Consider the following 22,917-nt stretch of genomic DNA (forward strand, 5'->3'; position numbering starts at 1 on the left):
GGAGCAGATGAAGGTAAGAAACTTGAACAGTTGGAAGAACCAACGGAAGAAGCTGGAGAAAAGAAACCAGAGCAAGTAGAAGAAATGCCGAAGCAAGAAGAAACAGATGAAGGTAAGAAACTTGAACAGTTGGAAGAACCAACGGAACAAGAAGTGCAAGAGGATGAGAACCCCTCTGAGACAAGAGAGAATATAGAAGGAACAGATTCGTCGGAAGGTCCAAGAGAAGAAACTGTTAAAAAAGAGTTTGAGCCGAGAAGCGAGACAGAAGAAGAATCGGGATTCGATTTAGATGAATTGTTTGATCAGAAAAAGAAAGAGATAGATCAACGAACGATTGGACAAATTTTAAAAGAAAGAAAAGATGCTTGGAGAGAAGCTGGCTATGGTGATAGTTTTAAAGAAATGTGTAAGAATGCGATACAAGCACAAAGAGAAGCGAAAGAACAAGGTAAGATAGCTTGGATACAATATAACGTAGAAGAGTTTCGTAAAGAGATAAAACATGTGTATGAAGATGGAATGAAGTTAGCGAATAAAGTAATTGAAAATAATAAAATATTAGGTCCTATAAAAGAAGTACTGGAAGAGCGGAATAAAAAATGGAATGAAGCTGGTGAAGGAAAGTACACATTAAAAAGTAGTATTGAGGCGCAAATAGAAGCCGCAAAACAAGGGCCAAAAGCATGGTGGGAGTACAATAAGAAAGAGTTTAGTAAAGAGATAAAAACTGCATATGAAGATTGTGCAAAAATGGCGGATAAAATCACCGACAATTATCAAACGTTAAAAAATATAAAAGTGTCACTGGAAGAGCGACATCAAAAACGGATAGAAGATGGTGAAGGCGCAACGCTATTAGAAATGTGTAAAAATAGCGTGAGGGCACAAATCGATGCGGCAAAAGAAGGTCCGGAAGCGTGGCTGAAATATAACAAAGAAGAGTTTAGTAAAGAAATAAAACATGTGTATGAAGACGGCGTGAAAATAGCGGATAAAATTACTGATACTTATAAGGTAATAGCAAATGCAAAAGTATCATTGAGAGAGCGACATGAAAAGCGAATAGAAGATGGCGAGGGCGCAACGCTATTGGAAATGTGTAAAAATAGTGTGAAGGCACAAATAGATGCGGCAAAGGAAGGTCCGAAAGCGTGGTTGAAATATAACAAAGAAGAGTTTAGTAAAGAAATAAAAAATGTATATGAAGATAGTATGAAAGTAGCAAATAAAATGATAGAAGGTAATAAAATACTATTTTCTATAAAAGAAGTTGCCATAGAACGCGAGAAAATATGGAGCGAGTCTGGAGACGAAAAGTACACATTGAAAGGTAGTATTAAAGCACAAATAGAAGCGATAAAGCAAGGCCCGGCAGAATGGTTTAAATATAATAAAGAAGAGTTTAGTAGAGAAATAAAAACAGTGTATGAAGATAGCATGAAAGTAGCGAATAAAATCATTGATAAGTATAAACCGTTAGCTGATGCAAGAGATATTTTGGAAGCACGTGATAAAAAATGGAGAGAAGCTGGTGAAGCAAATACGATAATAAGTAGTTTTAAGGCGCAGCTAGAGGCAGCTAATAAGAGTCCAAAAGCATGGTGGGATTATAATATAAAAGGTATTCAGAGAGAAACGAGACATCTGTTTGAAGATGGAAGAATGTATCTTATCAAATATATGGACACACCAGGGTTATTTGATGAAGTTGATGATAAGGCTTCTGAGAAAAAAGATGATACAAAAAAGGTTAGAGAAATAGAAAGAGTCGGGATAGAGAATCAAGTAGAGACGGATGATTCAATTAAGTATGAAGAGCAACTTCCACCATCTTTCTTCGATGAAATGAGTGCTGAAATTGAAAGTGTTAAGGAGACCGATTATAAAAAATTGGTAGCAGAACTGCAGGAAGAAATTGGTTTGGAGACGGCCAGAAGAAAAGAGAAAGAAGAATTTAAAAAGGAAAGTATACAAGAAGTTAGGGATACAGTGATTGACCTGGCGGCGGAAGCTTATGTGAAAGAATGTATTGTAGAAGAAGTGTTACAAGTGGAGGTTGATACAACACTTAGAGGAATATTTATTGATAATCTTGGAGAGAAAATATCTAGTAAATTATATTTAGATGGCTGGGAAGATGTTGAAAAGCAATTTACAGAGGCGACGCCGGGGTTACTGTCAACGGAGACAGAGAATACGATAAATGAGTTTGCCGAAGAAATACAAGAAGTAAAAGTTGATGCAGACGTAAGTGACCTTATGGAATCGCTGCAAGGAAATAATAGTATACTCGTAGAATCGGTAGACCATTATGTGAAAGGTAAACTTGGTATAGATGAAATTCCCGAAGAAATAAGTGAAACATTACAAGGGGAAATAGAAGAAGTTATAGACGAATTTGCAAGTGAAGTAACGGAATGGTTGTTAGGAGAAGTTGTTCCATTTCTTCGTCACGTTCGTACACGTGTTGAGGAAGGAAAAGCAAATGGTGAAGGAGATACATTTGTAGAACAATGGAAAAATGCCATGACACATTATAAGGAATTAATTAGAAGGAAAGAATTTACGAGAGAATTTGCGAAAGGTCTGGGAGAAGAAGCTAAAAATGTGGGGCGCCACGTTACGTACGCTACGATTGCTATCCCTCTCCTGACTATTAAATTAGGAAAACTGTTGTATAAGCGAAAAAGATAGTAGTTTAATAAAATATTTATGAGGTGGATAAAGTGTCAACATTAAAAACAATAAAAGAAAATTTAATACAATCTGTAATTGCATCGGTATTAGCGGTGATTTCGGAAAAAGGATTGAAGCCAGTAGAAGAGTTGAAGATAGATGGATCCCCTGTTGCATACACTGGGGATGTAGGGATGTTTATTTCAGCTCTTATTGAATTACATGATATTTTCGAGCTGAACTTTGAAATAGATTTGAACGAAGTTGGGACTAAGTTTCTAACAATTGAATCGCTTGTTGAGTACTTTATGATTCGTATTGTAGATGAAAAAATTTAATATATTTGTAGTTAAGGTGGCTTGTAGTGTGCTTACTAAAGCCGCCTTATTTTTATATCAGAAATTATTTTATGATTTTTCTGAAAAAATACAACAAAAATGGTCGTAGAAGGTATAAAATATACATAAAATGATGTAGTTAAATTAAGGGAAATTTTCATTGACGGAACTTTTTTAACTATTTATTATAATTAATGAGTCGTGCTTATGGCAAATTTGTGAAAAAAATGTTAGATTTATCTTATTTGTTATAACAATATGTAGTGAAAAAAGGATATTGAGGAGCTGATTAGGTGATTATTGGTATCGATTTAGGAACAACCAACTCGGCGGTGGCATACATAGATGATAGTGGAAACCCAACAATTCTGCCAAACCGTGAGGGAGAAAGAGTTACTCCATCAGTTATATTTTTTGAAGATGGGTCGCCTGTTATAGGTTCAACTGCAAAAAGTATTTCTGTATCAGACCCAACAAATACTGTTCAATTTGTGAAGAGACAGATGGGGAATGCAAGTTATAAATTCCCGATAGGTGGAGAGGTATTTACACCTGAGGATCTTTCGGCTCTTATTTTAAAACGTTTAAAAGAAGATGCAGAAGAAGCAATAGGCGCTAAAGTGACGAAAGCTGTTATTACAGTACCAGCATATTTCGATGATGCGCAAAGAAAAGCAACGCAAGATGCTGGGAGAATTGCTGGCTTACAAGTACTTAAGGTAATTAACGAACCGACGGCTGCTGCATTAGCATATGGTTTAGCGAATCGTGAGCAAAAGCAGAATGTAATGGTGTACGATTTAGGCGGAGGTACGTTTGACGTGACGCTGATACAACTAAATCAAGATGAAGTAATTGTTAAGGCTACTGGGGGAGATCGTAACTTAGGCGGTTTCGATTTTGATAACAAAATCTTTGAATTAGTAGAGCAGAAATTTGAAGAAGAGCATGGATTAGATTTATACGATGATTTAAATGCAGTACAAGATTTACGTGAGAAAGCAGAAGCTTGTAAAAAAATGCTATCATCTCGTAAAAAATCGGTTATTACACTTTCATCTCAAGGGCGTACAGTAAAAGTCGAAGTGACAAAAGAAAAATTTGATGAACTTCTTTCACCTCTTTTAAGTCGTACTGCTTTAATTATGAAGAATGTTTTAATGGATGCTGATTTAGCTTGGGAAGACATTGATAAGATTGTACTTGTTGGTGGATCGACAAGAGTTCCAGCTGTTTCAGATTTAATTGAACGTACAACAGGAATTAAGCCTTCAAAAGATGTTAACCCTGATGAAGTAGTTGCATTAGGAGCTGCTATTCAAGGGAGCTTATTACAAGTAGATAATGAAGCGTCTGACAATGCAGAAGAGTTTAAACCGAAAACGAGAGTAGTAGATGTAAACTCGCATAGTTTAGGGATTTTAATTCATGATAATAACACTGGTGGATTCATTAACGAAAAAATTATTGTTCGAAATACACCAATCCCAGCTAGTGAAGAAGCTGTGTTTTATACAGTTAATGAGGGGCAAACATCTCTTCACGTTCAAGTAACAGAAGGGGAAGACAGTGACCCTGATTTTGTAAAAGTTATCGGTCGATCGAATTTAGATTTAAGAGGACCAAAACCACAAGGATACCCAGTTCGCTTCATTTTTACATATGACGAAAATGGCGTTGTACACGTTTATGGAAAAGATGAAAATACTGGTCAACATTTAGGGGAAATGCAAATTGAAAGAAAATCAAATTTAACAGAAGCAGCAATTGAACAAAAAGCTGAAAAATTAGCAGGAATTTCAGTAGAATAACGATTTTTTTTGATGTATTTTATACGGATAGGGGTGTTTAACCTTTGGAGAATTATTATGAATTGCTGCAGGTCGATCCGAATATTGGAGCAAGTGAGCTGAAAGAGAAGTTAACTGAGGCACAGCGAAAATGGTTAGGGAGAACAAATGCACCTGATTTAAAGCGTAGACAGGAAGCGGAACGAAAAGTTGAGATTCTCGCTGAAGCTGAGGTAATCCTTTTGGATGAAGCGAAGAGAAGTGAGTATAATCGTATGCTAGAAGGTTCTGAACCTGAAGTGAATACGAATCAACAAGAACAGTTTGATAATACAACAGAATCTACTGCACAAGAATTAATAGATTATGCATGGAGTCTATTAGAAGAAGGAAGAATTGCAGATGCAATTGTTGTAGGAAAAAAAGTCACTGAAGATTATGGAGCTAACGCACATGGATGGGCGATATTAGCGAGAGCGCATTATATGTGGAATGAGTATGATGATGCGATTTATGAGTATAGAAAAGCGATGGACATCGAAACAAATAACGATGTATTCTATTATGATTTATCTGATGTGTATTTCGACCATCCGAAATTAAGCTTTGAAGAGCGATTAGATCATGTCGAAAGATTAACTCAACAAGCATTAAGTATTAACCCGAACGAGCGAGCATATCGTTTCAGAATGGCAGTAATCGCACGATATAGAGATAATTATGATCAAGCGATTGATATTTTACATCAATTAATTGAAACATATGGGAAAGACCCAAGTTTAGGTAATGAATTAGCTTATAATTACTATTATAAGTGTTTATCGATGCTATATGCTCAAGAGAGTAATGGTGAGACTTATTATAGCTATATTTCTCAAGAGAGCGCTGAACAAGGGCTAATATTATTAAGAGAAGCTAAGATTTATGCGACAGATAGAGATTTACTTGGACTCATTCAAACATTTATTGATTTAGGTGAAAAAGCATTACAAACAAAGTTCCTTGTAGGACGTTTTGTTGGTTTAGGATTTATTCCAGCAATATGGTTCTTAAATGCACTATTTTCTTTCTCATTTATTAGTTTAATAATTAGTGGAGCTTTGCTTTATTTTGTTTGGAAAATTAGTAGAATTCCAGTTTGGCTTGATAATAAAGAAGTTCATACGGGCCAAAGAGAGAAGCGAAATCGAAGTATTTTAACCGCCATAGCGGTTGTATTTGGTAGAAGATGATGAAACACTTTGAAAACTCCTATATAGGAGTTTTCTTTATTCATAAATCTTTAATTGCTTTATAGGAGGGATACAATGTCAACGACAAATTTATATAACAAAGAAGAGTTTTTGGCTTTTAAATCATTATTTGAAGCAAATGTCCATTCAGGAGAATTGTCAAAAGCATTGACTCAAATTGAGGGATTACTTGCGAAGTATCCTGATCATCCAGGGTTATTTTATTTAGCGGGATTGTTATTTTTACATAATCGAAATTATGATAAGGCAAAAATGTATTTTGAAAAAGCATTATCATTAGACGAGAGCAATAGTGAATACATGGTGTATTTAGGGATAACTTACGTAGAATTGAATGAGCTTAATCAAGCAGAAACATTGCTTCTAAGTGCATATAATTTAGGTGAAGCAGATATTACTACGTTAATGGGGTTAGGAAAATTATATTTAAAACAGGAAAACTACGAGAAATCTAGATTTTATTTCAATAAAGTTTTAAGTCAAGATGCATCGCACCATGAAGCGAACTTTAGAATTGGACAAGCTTATCTATTTGAAAAAAAACATGTGCAACAAGCAATTACGTATTTTGAACAGGCGTTGAAAAGCGGAAAGAGTGAAGAATTAGAGTATTACTATGCGAAAGCTCTTTTACAGTCAGAAATGGAAGCGCAATGCATAAAGTGTTGTAAGAAATTTTTGATGAGAAATCCGAATTCCTCGTGGGCTGATCGATTCCGTGAGTTAATGCTACAAGCTCAAGGAGTAGATATGAAACAACCTCCTAAAGAGGAATATAAGCAGCAAAGAAGAAGAGACCCAAATTATGATTCAAATACGGGGGAGCAAAATCGTAACAACGAAATCGATAAGTATAAAAGGGTATTTGAAGATGGGAAAAAACGTTTAAATAGCTATATACTCGGTCAGGAAGAGTTTATAGATCAGTTATGTACGGGTTATATGAGAAGCTTTATTTACGAACGTCCAGATGCGAACTTAAGAAATGTTATTTTTGTCTCTGGTCGAAAAGGTACAGGTATATATAAATCCGTAAAATATTTAACAGCGATTATGAATGAGTATGATTTATATGAAAAACCAGATGTACACTATATCGATATTAGCAGTTCGCTTGGAGCGTCAGATATTGAAAGTACTTTTTTATCAGATGTATATAGAGGAATCAGGTCTAAATCAGATGTACTGTACTTTGATAATGTGGACAAATGTCCGCCTAATTTAATTTCTAAGTTATCAGAATTAATTATGAATGGGAAAATTAAGTTGAAGGATCGCTATATTTACAATGCGAATTGGCAAGCGCTCGAAAAAACATATAGCAGTTTAGCGGAGAAAAGCATTGATTCGATTCAAATAGAAAATAAGTTAATTATTTTATCTACCGAAAAAGATTTGAAAGATATTCGTACAATGTTCCCAGCTACTGTATTAGAGAAAATAGTAGATTATCCGCAAACGTCTGTATTACCGCTTCGCACTTTGACAAAAATATCAGATCGTTATTTGAAAAAATATCAAAAACGTATTCATACGAAATTACAAGTGAATATGAATTACACTCATGGTGTATCTGACTTTATTGTTGAGAAAGCCAATTTAGCAATGGGTGTACACGGAATTAAGAGTTATATAGAAGACGATATTTATCAAGCTATTACTAATTTACGCATATCAGGAAAAGTAGAACCCGGCATCATTTATCAGCTTACAGCATCAGATGAATTATATTTAGATGATGGTGTGGAGAAAATACAAGTTACTCGTAAAAAAGCAGGGGCAGAAAATTTAGAAAATATTAAAAAAGAATTTGAAAAAGTTATTGGTTTAAATGCAGTGAAAGAAAGAGTTTTTCAGCTGGAAGAGTTTTTGGCATTACAAAAGATTAGACAAACTCGCGGGTCGAAACAAACGCGTTTAACGATGAATTTTATCTTTACAGGAAACCCAGGTACGGGTAAGACTACTATCGCACGATTAGTATCGAAATACTTAAAGGCTTTAGGTTATTTATCGAGCGGTCATTTAGTGGAAGTAGATCGATCTCGTTTAGTCGGTCAATATATAGGACATACAGCGCCAAAAACACAAGCTGTGATTGATTCTGCAAAAGGCGGGGTTTTATTTATCGACGAAGCATATTCCTTAGCTAGAGGTGGAGGAAATGATTTTGGGAAAGAAGCCATTGACACTATAGTTAAAGGAATGGAGGATCTTAGAGAAGATTTAGTTGTAATTCTTGCTGGATATAAGGATGAAATGGACGGTTTTTTAAAGACGAATCCAGGCCTGCAATCTAGATTTAATAATCATATAGATTTTCCGGATTATACATCTGAAGAACTTTTCATGATTTCTGAAAAAATTGTAGAAAGTGAAGGGTTTACAATTGAAGATGATTTGAAAGATGATTTGATTGAAGAATTTACGAGAAAACAAATACCCGGAAAAAATGATTCTGGAAATGGACGATTGGCAAGAAATATTGTTGAGAAGGCTATGGTGGAGCAAGCGGCTAGACTTCAAAATTCTGGTGATACATTAAAACTTTTAAGTGATGAAGAATTAAATATGTTAACGAAAGAAGATTTTGGATTGGGTGCCGAAAATACATTTGACTTAAATGCTGAATTAGATAAAATCATTGGTCTCGATCAAGTGAAAGAATTTATGAGGGAGATGGAACTTCAGCTTGTAGCGCAAAAGAAAAGGAAGACTGCTGGATTACACTCTACGATGAATCAAAGCTTGAATATGATCTTTACTGGTAACCCTGGAACTGGTAAAACAACTGTAGCTAGATTATTAGGGACAATGATGAAAGAGATGGGGATTTTAAAATCTGGACATTTCGTTGAAGTTGATCGAGGTGGGCTTGTTGGACGGTATGTAGGAGAAACAGCACCGAAAACAACTGACAAATTTATGTCTGCTTTAGGCGGGATTTTATTTATAGATGAAGCGTATGCGTTAGCTACTGATAGTTATGGAAAAGAAGCGATCGATACAATTGTAAAACTTATGGAAGATCATCGAGAGAATATAATCGTTATACTAGCTGGGTATGAGAAGGAAATGAAAGAATTCCTCAAAACAAATTCAGGTCTGAAATCTCGATTCCCTTTAAATGTTGACTTCAAAGACTACTCTCTACAGGAACTTGTTGCGATTGGAGAAAGCATGATTAAAGGAAGAGAATTCATTTTAACAGAAGAGGCAAGAGAGGCTTTAGTGGAAAGAGTAGAATCTGAAATGCAGCTATCTTCCGCAGAATCAGGAAACGGAAGAATGATTAGAAATATTGTGGAGGAAGGGATTCGTAGACAGTCAGCACGAATTAGTAAAGGTGAATACGAATATACGGATTCCACAGAACTTATTACTTTCAAAGCACCAGATTTTCTCATAGATAAAAGAGATAAAGATTTTGATTTAGAAAAAGAACTAGAAAAAATTATTGGATTAACAGACATAAAAGATTTCGTCCGTTCATTAGAAAAACAACTAAGTGCTGAGCAGCTTCGCCAAAGTGCAGGGATTAAAAACAGAGTTTCTCAAAATTTAAATATGATTTTCACTGGTAATCCGGGGACAGGAAAAACGACTGTAGCTCGTGTAGTTGGTGATTTACTAAAGAGAATGGGAATTTTAAAATCTGGACATTTTGTTGAAGTTGATCGAGGTGGGCTTGTTGGACGGTATGTAGGAGAAACAGCACCGAAAACAACTGACAAATTTATGTCTGCTTTAGGCGGGATTTTATTTATAGATGAAGCGTATGCGTTAGCTACTGATAGTTATGGAAAAGAAGCGATCGATACAATTGTAAAACTTATGGAAGATCATCGTGGGAATATAATTGTCATTCTCGCTGGATACGAGAAAGAAATGGAAGAATTCCTCAAAACAAATTCAGGTCTGAAATCTCGATTCCCTTTAAATGTTGACTTCAAAGATTACTCTCTACAGGAGCTTGTTGCGATTGGAGAAAGCATGATTAAAGGAAGAGAATTTATTTTAACAGAAGAGGCAAGAGAGGCTTTAATGGAAAGAGTAGAATCTGAAATGCAGCTATCTTCCGCAGAGTCAGGAAACGGAAGACTGATTAGAAATATTGTGGAAGAAGGGGAGCGTAGACAGTCAGCACGAATTAGTGAAGATGGATACGAATATACGGATTCTACAGAACTTATTACTTTCAAAGCATCAGATTTTCTCGTAGATACAAGAGATAAAGAATTTGATTTAGAAAAAGAACTAGAAACGATTGTTGGATTAACAGACATAAAAGATTTCGTCCGTTCATTAGAAAAACAATTAATTGCCCAGCAACTTCGCCAAAGCGTTGGGATTAGGCAGAAGTCTTCTCAAAATTTAAATATGATTTTCACTGGTAATCCAGGGACAGGAAAAACGACTGTAGCTCGTGTAGTTGGTGATTTACTAAAGAGAATGGGGGTTTTAAAAAGCGGTAAATTGGTTGAGGTGGATAAGAGTAATCTTATTTCCCCTTACGCTGGTCAAACGCCTGAGAAGGTAAGAGAAGTATTTATGTCCGCGCTTGGTGGAGTACTGTTTATAGATGAAGCATATGCGTTGAGTACTGATAATGTTGGTAGAGAAGCGATTGATACATTAGTGAAACTAGTGGAAGATCATCGAGATAGCGTTATCGTTATACTAGCTGGATATGAGAAAGAAATGAGGGACTTTTTACAAGCTAACTCAGGCCTGAAATCTCGATTCCCGAATGATGTATATTTCCCGGATTATTCGGTTGCTGAATTAGTAGAGATTGCAAAGGTAACGACAGAAAAAGAAGGACTGGTATTAGCAGAGGAGTCCATTGCACCGTTGTCGAAAGTGCTTGCAAGAGAGGTTAAACGTTTGAAAGCCGATGCAGGAAATGGAAGATTGGTACGAAATGTGATTGAGAAAGCTAAGAGAGAGTTAGATAATCGGATTGTAAATGAAGGAATTCTAGATGAAAATGAAATGGTTACTTTCCTTCCTGAAGATTTTGAGAAGGAACAAAATAATACAAGTGCGGAATTCCAATTAGAAGAACATTTACAAGCAATTATTGGACTGAATGAAGTGAAAGACTTTATGAGAAGTTTACAAGATCAAATTCGAATTACACAAACAAGGAAAAACTTAGGTTTGCCAGTAGATGAAGGATCTGCATTACATATGATCTTCACTGGTAATCCAGGAACAGGAAAAACGACTGTAGCAAGAGTTGTGGCAGAATTACTTTATCATCTAGGAATTCTCTCTTCTAATAAGGTAATTGAAGTAGATCGTTCTGGTCTTGTCGCTGGATATGTAGGTCAAACGGCTATAAAAACAAAAGAAGTGATTCAATCTGCCCTTGGTGGAGTGCTATTTATTGATGAAGCTTACGCTCTAGCTAAAGATGTAAATACTAGCCATGGTTTTGGGAAGGAAGCGATTGATACGTTATTAAAAGCGATGGAAGACCATCGTGAAGATTTAATCGTAATTCTTGCTGGTTATACGGATGAAATGGAAGGGTTTTTAAATACAAATCCAGGACTGAGGTCACGTATTCCAAATAGAATTGAATTTAAAGATTATAGTGTTGATGAGCTACTGCAAATGGGAGAGAAAATGTTTAAAGAGAACGGATATGCGTTAACAGAGGCTGCTTATGAGAAACTTCGAGAGAAGGCTGAAATAGCTCGAACAGCAGAACAATTTGGTAACGGAAGATATGTACGTAATGTATATGAGGAAACAAAACGAAATCAAGCAGTACGTTTACGAGGTGTAAATTTAACTCGTGACAATTTGATGAAAATCGAAGAAACTGATATTAAGTAAAAAGCTTGGGCCGAAGCCCAAGCTTTTTTCACTTCATTATTTCTTTTCGTCTTTTTTAGCGTCAGCTTTTTGCTCTTTGAAAAGATCTTTTAAATCTTTATCATCAACTTTTACGTCAGCTTTTTTGATTTCTTTCATCATAAGATCGTTCATGAATTCGCCGTCTTGTGCTTTCTTCTGAACGATTTCTTTTTTGATGTCAGCTTTTGATTGTTCGAAAGATTTTTCTGGTTCTTTAATGTCTGTTACTTTAATGATGTGGTAACCGAATTGTGATTTCACAGGCTCGCTTACTTCATCTTTTTTCAATTTATAAGCAGCATCTTCGAATTCTTTAACCATTTTACCAGGTCCGAAGAATCCTAAGTCGCCACCTTTTTCTTTTGAACCAGTATCTTCAGAGTATTGTTTTGCTAACTCTTCGAAAGATTTACCTTGTCCAAGTTCTTCTTTTACCTTTTTAGCAGTCGCTTCATCTTTTACAAGAATGTGGCTTGCTTTAATTTCAGGCTTGTAGTTATCTTTTAATTCTTTATCAGTGATTGTTTTCTCGATAGCTTTTTCTTGCGCTAATTGAGCACGCACACCAGTTTTTAACGTTTCTTCTTTAATACCTTGTTGTTTTAATAGTGTATCGAATTGATCACCGTATTGTTTTTTCATTTCATCGAACTTTTTGTCTACTTCTTTGTCTTCAACTTTGTAGTTTTTAATAAGTACTTTTTCCATAACCATGTTGTTTAGTACTTGTTTACCAGCTTGTGTTTTCATTTGCTCGTAGAACTCGTCTTTTGTAATGTCACCAGCTTTAGATGTAACAATTTTGTCTGATGATGATGTTCCACATGCTGATAATGCGATTACACTTGTTGCGGCTAAGGCAAGCATAGCTTTCTTCATTCGATAAACACTCCTACTATTATGTATTTTTAATTTATCCTACCCAATGAATTTTAGTTCACAAGAGCCCGATTAAGTCTCACTGATACTTTTGCTTTTTGTATTGGTAAAGCGCGCTTAACAGGGCTTACCGAGGCTTTAGGATAAAGTTAAGATGCGTGTCATTTATTTCATAGTATAAGCAATATGTACAAAATTTAATATATCATATTTCGACTCGATTTCATATTGATAAAGAAAATTTAACCAGTATGTGTCAGATTTTGAAGGTGTTCCATATTGGGCGCATGCCGCATATACAGAAAAGAGGAGGGGATGGGGATGAATTCTCAACTTATTTTATTACTTGTACTGTTTATTTTATTGGTTATAGTAGGTATAATTTGCTTATAGAGGAAAAAAGTGAGGAAGGGGCTTCCTTCCTCACTTTCCATGAAATATAATTTCTATATAACTAGAAATTAATAAAATTGTTATACATACATTAATAACCCGAAAGACACTGGGTTGGCGGCTCGCAGCTATTTGTTTTCGTTCACACAGTGTATGTGTCATAAAATTCGTGTAAAATATAACAAGAAGTGCGAATGCGACAAAAACAACTGTTATAAGTGTCATGAGGCGAGACCTCCTTTTGGCTAAAATACATATACTTTATATATTGTATCATACGATATTTTGTTCGTGTTATAAAATTCAGAAATAGAAGACTTTGTGTTAGAAAGTGAGGGAGAAAATGGACGTTGTTAGAAGATTAGAACAAGCTGAATACTACGTAGACCTACTATTTAAAATGATTGATGAAGAAAAGTGTCCATTTTATTCTTTAATCATAAAGAAAAAAGCTCGCAAAAAAGATATTGAACGTATACTAAATCTTTGTGAAATACTGAACGAGCAATATGTAGTGGAAAAAGCAGAAGGGCTTCTGTTGTTCGATGCGCTGTTAGATCAATTTGAAAAAGCGCTTCCACATCAGCTCGAAGTACACGAAACTGCGGAAGCGCTAGCAAAACAAGGTTTATTTAACCCGCTTATGAATGAATTCTTAAGCATGATTGCGAAAAAATAAATAGATTACTTCTTAACTAACTTCTGATCGGATTCCGTAAAATTCTCCTCAATATTCTCTAATGATTTCTCAAAAATATCGATGAAGTCTTGTCCGTAAATGTTACGCAAGATAGCGATAAGTTCGATATTTTCTGGGAACTTACCATAGAAATTACGAAGTGCAAGAGCCCCATTAAATACAGAGTTATTTTCAGGATCATACTCCTCCATTAAGCGAAGTAGTAATTCTTCCCCTTTGTCTGTAATCTCAATGTACGTATTTCGTTTATCATCTTCTTTTTTCGAGAATACAAGATAGCCGCGTTCTTCCAGCTTTTTCGAGAAGTTAAACGCCGTTGATACGTGCATAACTCCAAACTTAGCAATCTCAGAAATAGAAGCCCCTTTTAAATGATAAGCGATTGACAGAATATGATGCTCATTAATGTTTAAATCGTAAGGCTTAATCCACTGTTGCCAATCTTTCTCTACACATTTCCATAACGCTTTCGATAATTGAGCAATGCGTTGGCTGAAAATCATCGCTTCTTTTACCGAGTAATCTTTTTCTCCACTTTTCATTTACTCACCCACTTTAACATTCTTTTTCATTACTATCTATTATGCCAGTAAAATAAAAATTAATAAAGTCTTTTTGTGAGAATTGTGAAAATTTTTTGGAAAAATGACATTCTATACAAATCATGCATAACTATGGAAGCGTTTTATGAGTCGTGAATACATGCGTTGTCCATACATGTTAAGTGATAACATATATTGTAAATGCATAAAAACACGGCATATCTGTGTGATATGCCGTGTTAAGGTCAATTTATATAAAAAATATTTGTTATATGCAAAAAACTAAGCAGGAATTTGTTTACGCTTTTTCTGGAACAGCTTCTTGTAGTTTCTCAATTGATTTTTGAATGTCCAAAATCTCTTTCTCAATATGGCGTTTGTTTTGAGAAATGTCTTGCTTCCAGTTCGAAAGCGTGTCTTGCATATCGTCTTTTAATTCTTGAAACACTTCTTTACCTTCTGAAGCAGTTTCAACGATTTGACGTTTTAATAATTTTGTATCAGCTGTAATATCAGCTAAAGTCTTTTTAATATCAGTTCCTTTTTCTTTCAGCTTGCCGCGCATAGCTTTACCAGAAGAAGGAGTAGAGAAAAGAACGGCTAGTCCAGCAACTGCTCCGCCGCAAATGACACCTGTAATAAAGGATTTAGCTTTTGACATAAAAGGAAACCTCCTTATTTTTTGTTCGTATTCATGATGTGAAAAAATATGCATATCTTTAAGACAAGGGCAAGAAAAGTGTGCAGTGCACAGTCCCTAGCATCTTGAGTGAAGAAACAAGCCGTGCAATATTTAATCACTTTAGGAAAGTGGCTTGTTATGTATTACTTCTTATTATAGTGTCACTATTTCACACTATTTGCAATTGTACTTGCGATGTTTTGTAAATTTTCCATTGTGTATTCATTTTGATGTGATTTCCAAACAGCACCGAAACCATCGTTTTCACCGTAGCGTGGAATTAAATGAAGGTGGAAGTGGAACACAGTTTGTCCAGCTTTTTCACCGTTATTGTTAAGTAGGTTAAAGCCAACTGGATTAAACTCTGCTTTAATCGCATTTGCGATTTTCGGAACGACAGAAAAAATGTGTGATGCGATTTCTGGCGTTAACGCAAAAATGTCTTGTTTGTGAACTTTTGGAATAACAAGAGTATGTCCTTTTGTTACTTGACTAATATCTAAAAATGCAAGCACATGTTCATCTTCGTATACTTTTGAGCAAGGGATTTGCCCATCAATAATTTTACAAAAAATACAATTGTCCGCTGTATGATTCATTGATCTCATCCTTTCAAATATCCTTAGCCGTATTTTACCATAATTACATAAGAGAACAAACACGAAAAACAGGAAGCTGACTCAGCTTCCTGTTTTCTGAAGAGGGATTGAAAAAGCATTATCGTAATTTACGTTTCGCAGACACCTCATTTATTTAAGAAATGCACGGTAAATCGGCTAAAGTTTCTGCCGTAGACACCCCATTTTCAAGTGAAATGAATTGCAATCTTTATAAAGGGAAATTGTTTATTTTTTAAAACAGTATATGCTCTTTCGGAGACACCCCGTTTCTAAAATGAAACAAATGATCTGGTTATGTGTAAATTTCTTTGTCCAACATGGACACCCCATTTCATGATGACTTCACTATGTTGTTGTACTCATCAATTGGTGGTTGCTTTTTCAATGTGTTCCTTCTTCCTTAATTATGATGTCCGCTTTCGTAAAAATATATGCGAACAAATTTAAATTTTTTTTGAGGGCATCGATACTATGTAGTGCAGCGCTATTTTTGGTAAGATGAATATAGAATGAATACTAATGAAGAAAGTGGTGTCATATGAGCGAGTTATTGCGTGTAGAAAATGTTACAGGAGGATATACGAAACGCCCTGTACTAAAAGATGTTTCGTTCTCTGTGAATAAAGGCGAACTTGTCGGCTTAATCGGTTTAAATGGAGCGGGTAAAAGTACGACGATTAAACATATTATCGGCTTAATGGAACCGAAAAAAGGAACTGTCACAATTAATGGGAAAACAATTCGTGATGATATGACAGCGTACCGTTCTAGTTTTTCGTTCATCCCAGAAACACCAGTATTATATGACGAGCTAACGCTAGAAGAACATTTGAAGTTAACAGCGATGGCGTACGGTGTCGATGAAAAACAATACGAAGAACGTGTAGGACAACTATTACAAGAATTTCGTATGAAAAATCGTTTAAAGTGGTTTCCATCTCATTTCTCAAAAGGGATGAAACAAAAAGTAATGATTATGAGTGCGTTTTTAGTGGAGCCATCTCTTTACATTGTGGACGAACCATTCGTTGGACTTGATCCGTTAGCAATTCAATCACTCCTTCAAATGATGGATCAAATGAAAAAAAGTGGCGCAGGTATTTTAATGAGTACACATATTTTAGCGACGGCAGAGCGTTATTGTGATTCATTCATTATTCTGCATCAAGGTGAAGTAAGAGCGAAGGGAACATTATCTGAACTGCAATCACAGTTTAATATGCCAGGTGCAACGTTAGATGATATTTATATTGCATTAACGAAGGAAGAAGATTATGAATAGCACAGTATTATGGAAAGAACGATTTCGTCACTTTCTAAAAGAAGTTCGTACATATAGTAAATACGTATTTAATGATCATTTGAAATTTATTTTCGTATTTATCATCGGCGCAGGAGCGTATTATTACCAGCAATGGTTACAAACGTTAACACCTTCGTTTCCAGCGGCGCTCGTTATGGCAGTGTTACTCGGACTCATATTAACCGCTGGGTCAATCCAAACGTTATTAAAAGAAGCGGATCTCGTTTACTTACTACCAGTTGAAGAAAAGTTAAAACCTTACTTCACAAAGGCATTTCTCTTTACGTTTATGATTCAGTTATACATAATCGCAATCGTTGCAGCAGCGCTTGCCCCGTTATACTTCCAGCAAATGAAGCAAACAGGAGCGGCTTACATATGGATTGTACTCGCGTTTGTCATTGTAAAAGCGTGGAACTTATTCGTCGCGTGGGAAAAATCATTTTTAACAGATCAAAATATACAAAGAGCTGATTGGTTCATTCGTTTTATTTTAAACGGCTTATTTGTGTACGTCCTTGTAGAACGTACTTCCGTTATGTTTATTGGTGGAATCGTCCTTCTCATGATGTTATACCTCGTAGTATTGCATCAAATGGTGAAGGGAAAGCCACTAAACTGGGAGTATTTAATTTCTGAAGAAGGTAAGAAAATGATGCTGCTGTACCGCATCGCGAACATGTTCGTTGACGTACCAGCATTAAAAGAAAGAGTAGCACGTAGAAAATGGCTTGATTTCATCCTTTCGATGATCGGTGAAAAGCGTACCTATTTATACTTATATACGAGAACGTTTTTACGATCTGGTAACTATTTTGGCTTATATGTGCGCCTGCTCGCTCTTGGCGGAGTTATTCTTTACTTTATTCCGTTTTTATATGGACGATTTATCGTAAGCTTAATCTTCCTATACTTAATCGGTTATCAGCTCTTAACTTTATGGAAACATCACCGCATGAAGATTTGGCTTGATTTGTATCCGGTCGGGGGAGAAGAGAAGAAGAAAGATTTTCTTGTCTTATTAAATGCAATCCTTATTATCGGTAGCGTGATATTTACAGTTATATTCGCCCTTGCGACGAAAGATTTCATGATGACGGGAATTTTATTAGTCGTAAGCATAGTATTTAGTATCGGTTTCGTTTATCAATACGGGGCGAAACGTATTGAGCGTTTAAATTGAAGGGAATGAACCTATGATTACATATGAAGAGAAGGTTATAAAAGAATTGGAGCAGTGGAAAGCTACATTCATGAAAGATTCTTCTATGATGACACGGTTCTCTAAGAAAGTGCAGACGAAAGTACAACAGCTTATTCCGGCGAAAGTGCAAAAAGTATTAACAGAAACGATTCGGATGATGGTGCAAACGATTAGTGCCGGATCAAACTTTATAAAGCCGAAATTAAAAGAGACGAACTGGTCATTGCAAAGGCGAGACGACGAAGTACGTAAAAAAATGGATGAGTATAAAAAAATAGCAGCGGCAGAAGGAGCAGGGACGGGAGCTGGCGGTATTCTCCTCGGTCTTGCTGACTTTCCGCTTTTACTCGGCATTAAAATTAAATTTTTATTTGATGCAGCAACGTTGTACGGGTTTGATACGAGCAACAAAGAAGAGCGCCTTTTTATCCTTCACGTTTTCCAGCTTGCCTTTTCAAGTGACGACCACCGAAAAGAAATATGGAAAGCAATTGAAACGTGGGATACAGAAGAAGAAAATCATATGGACTGGGAAAAGTTCCAAACAGAGTACCGAGACTATATCGATTTAGCGAAAATGCTTCAGCTCGTACCAATAATCGGTGCCCCGGTCGGCGCGTATGCGAACTATCAATTACTGCAAAGACTCGGAGAAGTGACGATGAATTGTTATCGTATGCGATTACTGAATAGAAATTAAAAAGAAAGCACTCTACATGTGTAATGTAGGGTGCTTTTTTTAGAAGTTAAAGCCGATATAACTAACTCCGGCAATAATCAATACGATGAAGAGTACAACGATGAATGGAAATCCGCCCTTACCAGCTTGTCCAGCTTCACCACCGCCAGTGCCACCACTACCGCCTTTACCGCCAAGTCCCATAGGAATATCCTCCTTATTGTTATATGTTGCTTTTACTTTATACTTTTCTGTACTTACCAATAAACCCCTTCTGGAGATACTAACTAACTTGCAAATCATTTTGTTTCATTTTATAATTTATTTACCGACCGGTAAGTAAAAATAAGTGAGGTACAGTATGACAAAGAATTTACAAACATCGCAAAACATTGTAGAGGCATCATTTAAACTTATGGCAGAGCACGGCATTGAGAAGATGAGCCTTTCCATGATTGCGAAAGAGGTAGGTATTTCAAAACCGGCTATTTATTATCATTTTTCTTCTAAAGAAGCGCTAGTTGATTTTTTATTTGAAGAAATTTTTTCGGGGTATCATTTCGTGAGTTATTTCGATAAAGGACAATATACGAAAGAAAACTTTGCAGAAAAGTTAATTGCCGATGGGTTACATATGCTCTCTGAGTATGAAGGGCAAGAAGGAATATTACGTGTTATAAATGAATTTATCGTAACTGCATCGCGAAATGAAAAGTATCAGAAACGTTTATTTGAAATACAAGAAGATTTCTTAAATGGTTTCCACGATTTATTGAAGAAAGGTGTGGAACTCGACGTTGTGTCACAACATGCAACAGAAGAAAATGCTCATACGTTAGCGCTCGTGATCGATAATATGAGTAATTACATGCTCATGGGATTCCAGTTAAAGTATAAAGAGATTTGGATTCAAAATGTGAAAAACGTAATGAAGGGAGAATAAAAATGAAAATGCAAAAAACTGGTGGCTCGGTTTTCTTGGATTCATTGGGATTTATAAAATACCAGGTATGATTGAAGCTTTTCAAGCGGATGGAAGTTGGATGAAGTTAATCGGGTTTATTTGGCTACTTTGGTTCGGATATTTTATTCCAGAGAAGAAAGATAAAGAAGAATAAATACTAATTTTCTGTAAAGTTATGTAAAATATAGATTGAGAGTATTCATATATTAGATTACTAGATTTGGAGTGGTTACATGGATCCATTGAAAAATGAAATTCACCCTGACATGGTCAAGGTGTGGAAAGTTCGTGCTGTAATTGAAGAAGGAATCGGTATTCTCGTCATTTTAGCTTACCTTTTCCTCATGATAAAGTTTGATTGGTGGGCGTGGATTTTGTACGTGTTAATCGGGTTAACGGTTGCACTAGCGCCATTGGAGTACTTCGTATTCCCGAAACTTCGTCAGCGTTATTATAGCTATCAACTAAATGAAGAAGAACTTGAAATTCAACACGGTCTTTTCGTCGTAAAGCGCGTATTAGTACCGATGATTCGTGTACAGCACGTGACGATTGAACAAGGGCCGATTATGAGAAAATATGGCTTAGCAGAATTGCACATTTCAACAGCAGCAACTTCTCACAGCATCCCAGGCTTAACGATGTATGAAGCAGAAATGTTGAAAACGAAAATCGCAGAATTAGCGAAAGTGAGTGATGAGGATGTATAAGAGGCAGCATCCGATCACGATGTTATTAGAATTAAAAATAACAGACTTTATACCACTCATTATTTTCATGTTTAGTTTAAACGGAAAGTTCCCGTTTTGGTATTTAATTCCCGCTGCATTCGGTTTACTCACCGTCTTTTCAGCGTTTGAAAAATGGTACTACACAACATACTGGGTTGAAAATAACGTACTACATGTGAAAGAAGGGCTCTTTGTGAAGAAGGAGAGCTATTTAAACAAAGAACGTGTGCAAACAATTAATACAAGTTCAAACGTGTTATATCAAATGCTTGGCTTAAAGAAAATTCAAATCGAAACAGCTGGTGGGGGCGACGATGCAGAAGTTAGCTTAGCTGGTATTACAGTAGAAGAAGCAACAGAGCTTATTGCCATGCTAAATGAGCCAACTCCGGAAGTGAAAGCAGAAGAAACGTTAGACGAAGCAGTAGAACATACAGTAGAAAAAGAAATTGTTACAGAGGAAAAACAATCGACAGAATACAAGTTAACTTGGAAAGAGATTTTATTAGCGTCTGTTACATCTGGTCAGTTTGGACTATTATTCTCGTTAATCTTTTTCGTGTACCACCAAGTAGATGAGTACATTCCGAAATGGATAGAGAATGGTGTAAAGTCGTATGTAATGGAACATGATATATATGGCTGGATTTTCATGGTGGCCGTTTTGATCGTCCTTTCGTGGGTTATATCGACAATCGGTTATGCGCTAAAACATGGAGATTTCACAGTGAATCGAAGAAATGATGAAGTCCGCATTTCGCAAGGATTACTTGAGAAAAAAGAACTCGTCCTAAAATTGCATCGCATTCAAGGTATTACGATAAAAGAAAGTATGTTACGTCAGCCATTCGGTTATTGCGCTGTGCAAGTAGAAGTGATTCAAAGTAAAGGACTGGGTGACGAGAAAGAGAAAGTTACACTGCACCCAATCATTCGAAAAGATCGTGTACAACAGTTACTCGCACATTTACAACTACCATACGAACTGAATACAAACATTATTTCATTACCAAAAGCAGCATTACGCCGCTATCTCATTGATAGTTTCATCTTTTTCGCAATGCTAGCAATCCCGCTTACTGGGATAAGCATATACTTTGAAAAGTATTACATCATGTGGGCATTCATTCCGCTCGCGATTCTCATCTTTACACTTGGATACGCAACATTTAAAACAAATGGTTACAGTGTAAACGGCGAGCAAATTACGCTTGTATATCGCAGCGTCGGAAAACATACAGGACTTGTCAGAAGAAGACACGTCCAATCAATGGAAAAGACACAATCATATTTCCAGCGCCGTGCAAATCTATGTACGTATAAGTTCTCTAACGCATCATCGGAGTATAAATTAGAACATACGAGAGTAGAAGATGCGGAGAGAATGCAGGATTGGTATAAGAAGAGAATAAGTGAGAATTAAATAGAATGGCTCGTCTTTTGCGGAAGGCGGGGCGAATGAAGTTTCGTTAAGACAGCATAGAAAAACTTCATTGCATTTTGTGCTTGCGAGGAAGCTTTTGTGAAATCAGTTAGAAAACCAACTAGTGAAGATGTGAAGGATGCTAGTTGGAAACGAATTTAGTAAGTAAAATGTTATTACTCAATTTATCAGGAGTAATAACATTTTTTTATGTAGTGAATAAAGGATTAACGCCGTCTTACAAGATAAAACAGTAAAGATGATACAGTAATAGGAAGGCCAGTATTCAGAAAGGTTTCTAAAGTAAAGGATAGAAAATCTCTGTTGTTAAACCACATAAAGAAGAAATGATTGTAGGAAATACCTAACAATATAAATAAAGGAATACCGATTTTTAATTCTTTGCTTCTTTTTATTTTTCTATAACAAAATTCACCTAATAAACAACCGATAAGAACAGGAATGCTTCCAAGAATTGAAAACATAATAATAGATACCCAAATCGGCCCCCATGAATCCGCATAATTTGGAACGCTTGTATACTGTAAAACATTCACAATAGTAGAGAAAGCTAGTAAACATGCTATATAGCTAACAGTAAATTTCTTCATTATTATCCCCCGATACTATGTAAAATGGCATGTAGCAATAGAAATAGACGCAGATGAAAATCTTCCATCTTCTATATGTGATTATATCAAGTGTATAAAAAACTAGCTTTATTTTTTCGCTTCTAAAATAAACAGTAAACTGGTAGTACATTATTTCTTTTTATATTATCATTGGAATATTTAGGATAAAAGGTTATAATTAACATTTGTGTGATTTGTCATTATGATAGTTTTTGTGAAACAAATCACAATAGTACT

20 protein-coding genes and 1 pseudogene are annotated in these 22,917 nt (G+C 35.7%); 14 read left to right on the forward strand and 7 right to left on the reverse strand.

Annotated elements, in window-relative coordinates:
* The 5 genes from BAQ44_RS30820 to BAQ44_RS09800 all read left to right on the forward strand — a co-directional run.
* A partial coding sequence (locus BAQ44_RS30820; RefSeq protein ID WP_161491755.1) for a hypothetical protein occupies window positions 1–2,697 on the forward strand: 2,697 nt, incomplete at its 5' end.
* Between the two features lie 32 nt (window positions 2,698–2,729).
* Window positions 2,730–3,017 (forward strand): hypothetical protein, encoded by a 288-nt coding sequence (locus BAQ44_RS09785; protein WP_071721540.1) that lies wholly within the window; start codon window positions 2,730–2,732, stop codon window positions 3,015–3,017.
* A gap of 293 nt (window positions 3,018–3,310) precedes the next feature.
* The gene (locus BAQ44_RS09790) at window positions 3,311–4,828 is read left to right on the forward strand and encodes an Hsp70 family protein (protein ID WP_071721541.1); all 1,518 of its coding nucleotides are present in this window, start codon (window positions 3,311–3,313) and stop codon (window positions 4,826–4,828) included.
* A gap of 44 nt (window positions 4,829–4,872) precedes the next feature.
* Complete coding sequence (locus tag BAQ44_RS09795; RefSeq protein WP_071721542.1) at window positions 4,873–6,039, forward strand: tetratricopeptide repeat protein; 1,167 nt, start codon at window positions 4,873–4,875, stop codon at window positions 6,037–6,039.
* A gap of 75 nt (window positions 6,040–6,114) precedes the next feature.
* Complete coding sequence (locus tag BAQ44_RS09800) at window positions 6,115–11,907, forward strand: AAA family ATPase (RefSeq protein ID WP_071721543.1); 5,793 nt, start codon at window positions 6,115–6,117, stop codon at window positions 11,905–11,907.
* A 36-nt stretch (window positions 11,908–11,943) separates the two neighbouring features.
* Here BAQ44_RS09800 and prsA read toward each other — a convergent pair whose 3' ends face one another.
* On the reverse strand, window positions 11,944–12,807 hold the full coding sequence (gene prsA / locus BAQ44_RS09805; RefSeq protein WP_071721544.1) for a peptidylprolyl isomerase PrsA: 864 nt from the start codon (window positions 12,805–12,807) through the stop codon (window positions 11,944–11,946).
* Between the two features lie 279 nt (window positions 12,808–13,086).
* On the opposite strand from prsA, the gene BAQ44_RS31660 reads away from it, so the two are divergent.
* Entirely contained in the window at window positions 13,087–13,200 is a 114-nt protein-coding gene (locus BAQ44_RS31660) for a hypothetical protein (RefSeq protein ID WP_002007073.1), read from the forward strand.
* Window positions 13,201–13,230: 30 nt separating this feature from the next.
* Here BAQ44_RS31660 and BAQ44_RS09810 read toward each other — a convergent pair whose 3' ends face one another.
* On the reverse strand, window positions 13,231–13,425 hold the full coding sequence (locus BAQ44_RS09810) for a hypothetical protein (RefSeq protein WP_000172691.1): 195 nt from the start codon (window positions 13,423–13,425) through the stop codon (window positions 13,231–13,233).
* Between the two features lie 118 nt (window positions 13,426–13,543).
* Here BAQ44_RS09810 and BAQ44_RS09815 point away from each other — a divergent pair, with 118 nt between their 5' ends.
* Window positions 13,544–13,879: a DUF1878 family protein gene (locus BAQ44_RS09815; RefSeq protein ID WP_048561777.1), complete on the forward strand. Its 336-nt coding sequence runs from the start codon at window positions 13,544–13,546 to the stop codon at window positions 13,877–13,879.
* Window positions 13,880–13,884: 5 nt separating this feature from the next.
* On the opposite strand, the gene BAQ44_RS09820 is transcribed toward BAQ44_RS09815, so the two are convergent.
* The 3 genes from BAQ44_RS09820 to BAQ44_RS09830 form a co-directional block, all read right to left on the reverse strand.
* Window positions 13,885–14,442 (reverse strand): HTH-type transcriptional regulator Hpr, encoded by a 558-nt coding sequence (locus BAQ44_RS09820; protein ID WP_000834920.1) that lies wholly within the window; start codon window positions 14,440–14,442, stop codon window positions 13,885–13,887.
* Window positions 14,443–14,740: 298 nt separating this feature from the next.
* Window positions 14,741–15,103, reverse strand: coding sequence for a YtxH domain-containing protein (locus BAQ44_RS09825; protein ID WP_000030296.1), 363 nt, complete (start codon window positions 15,101–15,103; stop codon window positions 14,741–14,743).
* A gap of 185 nt (window positions 15,104–15,288) precedes the next feature.
* Window positions 15,289–15,723, reverse strand: a complete 435-nt coding sequence (locus BAQ44_RS09830; RefSeq protein ID WP_001016840.1) for an HIT family protein — start codon at window positions 15,721–15,723, stop codon at window positions 15,289–15,291.
* 559 nt (window positions 15,724–16,282) lie between these two features.
* On the opposite strand from BAQ44_RS09830, the gene ecsA reads away from it, so the two are divergent.
* From ecsA to ecsC, 3 genes are read left to right on the forward strand one after another with little or no spacing between them, the layout of a single operon-like run.
* Window positions 16,283–17,026 carry an ABC transporter ATP-binding protein EcsA gene (gene ecsA / locus BAQ44_RS09835; protein WP_001292603.1) on the forward strand — a complete coding sequence of 248 codons (744 nt, stop codon included), beginning with the start codon at window positions 16,283–16,285 and terminating at the stop codon, window positions 17,024–17,026.
* A complete protein-coding gene (gene ecsB / locus BAQ44_RS09840; RefSeq protein ID WP_071721545.1) occupies window positions 17,019–18,230 on the forward strand; it encodes an ABC transporter permease EcsB in 1,212 nt (403 codons plus the stop codon). Before ecsA ends, ecsB begins: the two co-directional genes overlap by 8 nt.
* 13 nt (window positions 18,231–18,243) lie before the next feature.
* Window positions 18,244–18,951, forward strand: a complete 708-nt coding sequence (gene ecsC / locus BAQ44_RS09845) for an ecs operon protein EcsC (RefSeq protein ID WP_000634133.1) — start codon at window positions 18,244–18,246, stop codon at window positions 18,949–18,951.
* Window positions 18,952–18,990: 39 nt separating this feature from the next.
* Here ecsC and BAQ44_RS09850 read toward each other — a convergent pair whose 3' ends face one another.
* Window positions 18,991–19,134 carry a YjcZ family sporulation protein gene (locus BAQ44_RS09850; protein ID WP_084669490.1) on the reverse strand — a complete coding sequence of 48 codons (144 nt, stop codon included), beginning with the start codon at window positions 19,132–19,134 and terminating at the stop codon, window positions 18,991–18,993.
* Between the two features lie 157 nt (window positions 19,135–19,291).
* Between BAQ44_RS09850 and BAQ44_RS09855 the strand changes: the two genes are divergently transcribed.
* From BAQ44_RS09855 to BAQ44_RS31575, 4 genes and pseudogenes are all read left to right on the forward strand, one after another.
* A complete protein-coding gene (locus BAQ44_RS09855) occupies window positions 19,292–19,873 on the forward strand; it encodes a TetR/AcrR family transcriptional regulator (RefSeq protein ID WP_063262017.1) in 582 nt (193 codons plus the stop codon).
* Between the two features lie 254 nt (window positions 19,874–20,127).
* Window positions 20,128–20,604 (forward strand): PH domain-containing protein, encoded by a 477-nt coding sequence (locus BAQ44_RS09865; protein ID WP_000371354.1) that lies wholly within the window; start codon window positions 20,128–20,130, stop codon window positions 20,602–20,604.
* Window positions 20,597–22,048 carry a PH domain-containing protein gene (locus BAQ44_RS09870; protein WP_071721548.1) on the forward strand — a complete coding sequence of 484 codons (1,452 nt, stop codon included), beginning with the start codon at window positions 20,597–20,599 and terminating at the stop codon, window positions 22,046–22,048. The genes BAQ44_RS09865 and BAQ44_RS09870 overlap by 8 nt, the downstream gene beginning before the upstream one ends.
* Before the next feature lie 22 nt (window positions 22,049–22,070).
* Window positions 22,071–22,210 (forward strand): annotated as a pseudogene (locus BAQ44_RS31575) (CPCC family cysteine-rich protein); the annotation flags it as partial.
* Between the two features lie 65 nt (window positions 22,211–22,275).
* Here BAQ44_RS31575 and BAQ44_RS09875 read toward each other — a convergent pair.
* Window positions 22,276–22,659 (reverse strand): hypothetical protein, encoded by a 384-nt coding sequence (locus tag BAQ44_RS09875; RefSeq protein WP_071721549.1) that lies wholly within the window; start codon window positions 22,657–22,659, stop codon window positions 22,276–22,278.
* Between the last annotated feature and the right edge of the window lie 258 nt (window positions 22,660–22,917).

Origin of the sequence: Bacillus mobilis (genome assembly GCF_001884045.1) — a bacterium.
GTDB classification, from domain to species: domain Bacteria; phylum Bacillota; class Bacilli; order Bacillales; family Bacillaceae_G; genus Bacillus_A; species Bacillus_A mobilis.

What these genes read in the sequence shown, in the direction of transcription:
- BAQ44_RS09865 (WP_000371354.1), top strand. Translation starts at nt 20,128, where the DNA reads ATGGATCCATTGAAAAATGAAATTCACCCTGACATGGTCAAGGTGTGG.
- BAQ44_RS09825 (WP_000030296.1), bottom strand. Translation starts at nt 15,103, where the DNA reads ATGTCAAAAGCTAAATCCTTTATTACAGGTGTCATTTGCGGCGGAGCA.
- BAQ44_RS09830 (WP_001016840.1), bottom strand. Translation starts at nt 15,723, where the DNA reads ATGAATCATACAGCGGACAATTGTATTTTTTGTAAAATTATTGATGGG.
- ecsA (WP_001292603.1), top strand. Translation starts at nt 16,283, where the DNA reads ATGAGCGAGTTATTGCGTGTAGAAAATGTTACAGGAGGATATACGAAA.
- prsA (WP_071721544.1), bottom strand. Translation starts at nt 12,807, where the DNA reads ATGAAGAAAGCTATGCTTGCCTTAGCCGCAACAAGTGTAATCGCATTA.
- BAQ44_RS09810 (WP_000172691.1), bottom strand. Translation starts at nt 13,425, where the DNA reads ATGACACTTATAACAGTTGTTTTTGTCGCATTCGCACTTCTTGTTATA.
- BAQ44_RS09875 (WP_071721549.1), bottom strand. Translation starts at nt 22,659, where the DNA reads ATGAAGAAATTTACTGTTAGCTATATAGCATGTTTACTAGCTTTCTCT.
- ecsC (WP_000634133.1), top strand. Translation starts at nt 18,244, where the DNA reads ATGATTACATATGAAGAGAAGGTTATAAAAGAATTGGAGCAGTGGAAA.
- ecsB (WP_071721545.1), top strand. Translation starts at nt 17,019, where the DNA reads ATGAATAGCACAGTATTATGGAAAGAACGATTTCGTCACTTTCTAAAA.
- BAQ44_RS09870 (WP_071721548.1), top strand. Translation starts at nt 20,597, where the DNA reads ATGTATAAGAGGCAGCATCCGATCACGATGTTATTAGAATTAAAAATA.
- BAQ44_RS09815 (WP_048561777.1), top strand. Translation starts at nt 13,544, where the DNA reads ATGGACGTTGTTAGAAGATTAGAACAAGCTGAATACTACGTAGACCTA.
- BAQ44_RS09855 (WP_063262017.1), top strand. Translation starts at nt 19,292, where the DNA reads ATGACAAAGAATTTACAAACATCGCAAAACATTGTAGAGGCATCATTT.
- BAQ44_RS09850 (WP_084669490.1), bottom strand. Translation starts at nt 19,134, where the DNA reads ATGGGACTTGGCGGTAAAGGCGGTAGTGGTGGCACTGGCGGTGGTGAA.
- BAQ44_RS09800 (WP_071721543.1), top strand. Translation starts at nt 6,115, where the DNA reads ATGTCAACGACAAATTTATATAACAAAGAAGAGTTTTTGGCTTTTAAA.
- BAQ44_RS09820 (WP_000834920.1), bottom strand. Translation starts at nt 14,442, where the DNA reads ATGAAAAGTGGAGAAAAAGATTACTCGGTAAAAGAAGCGATGATTTTC.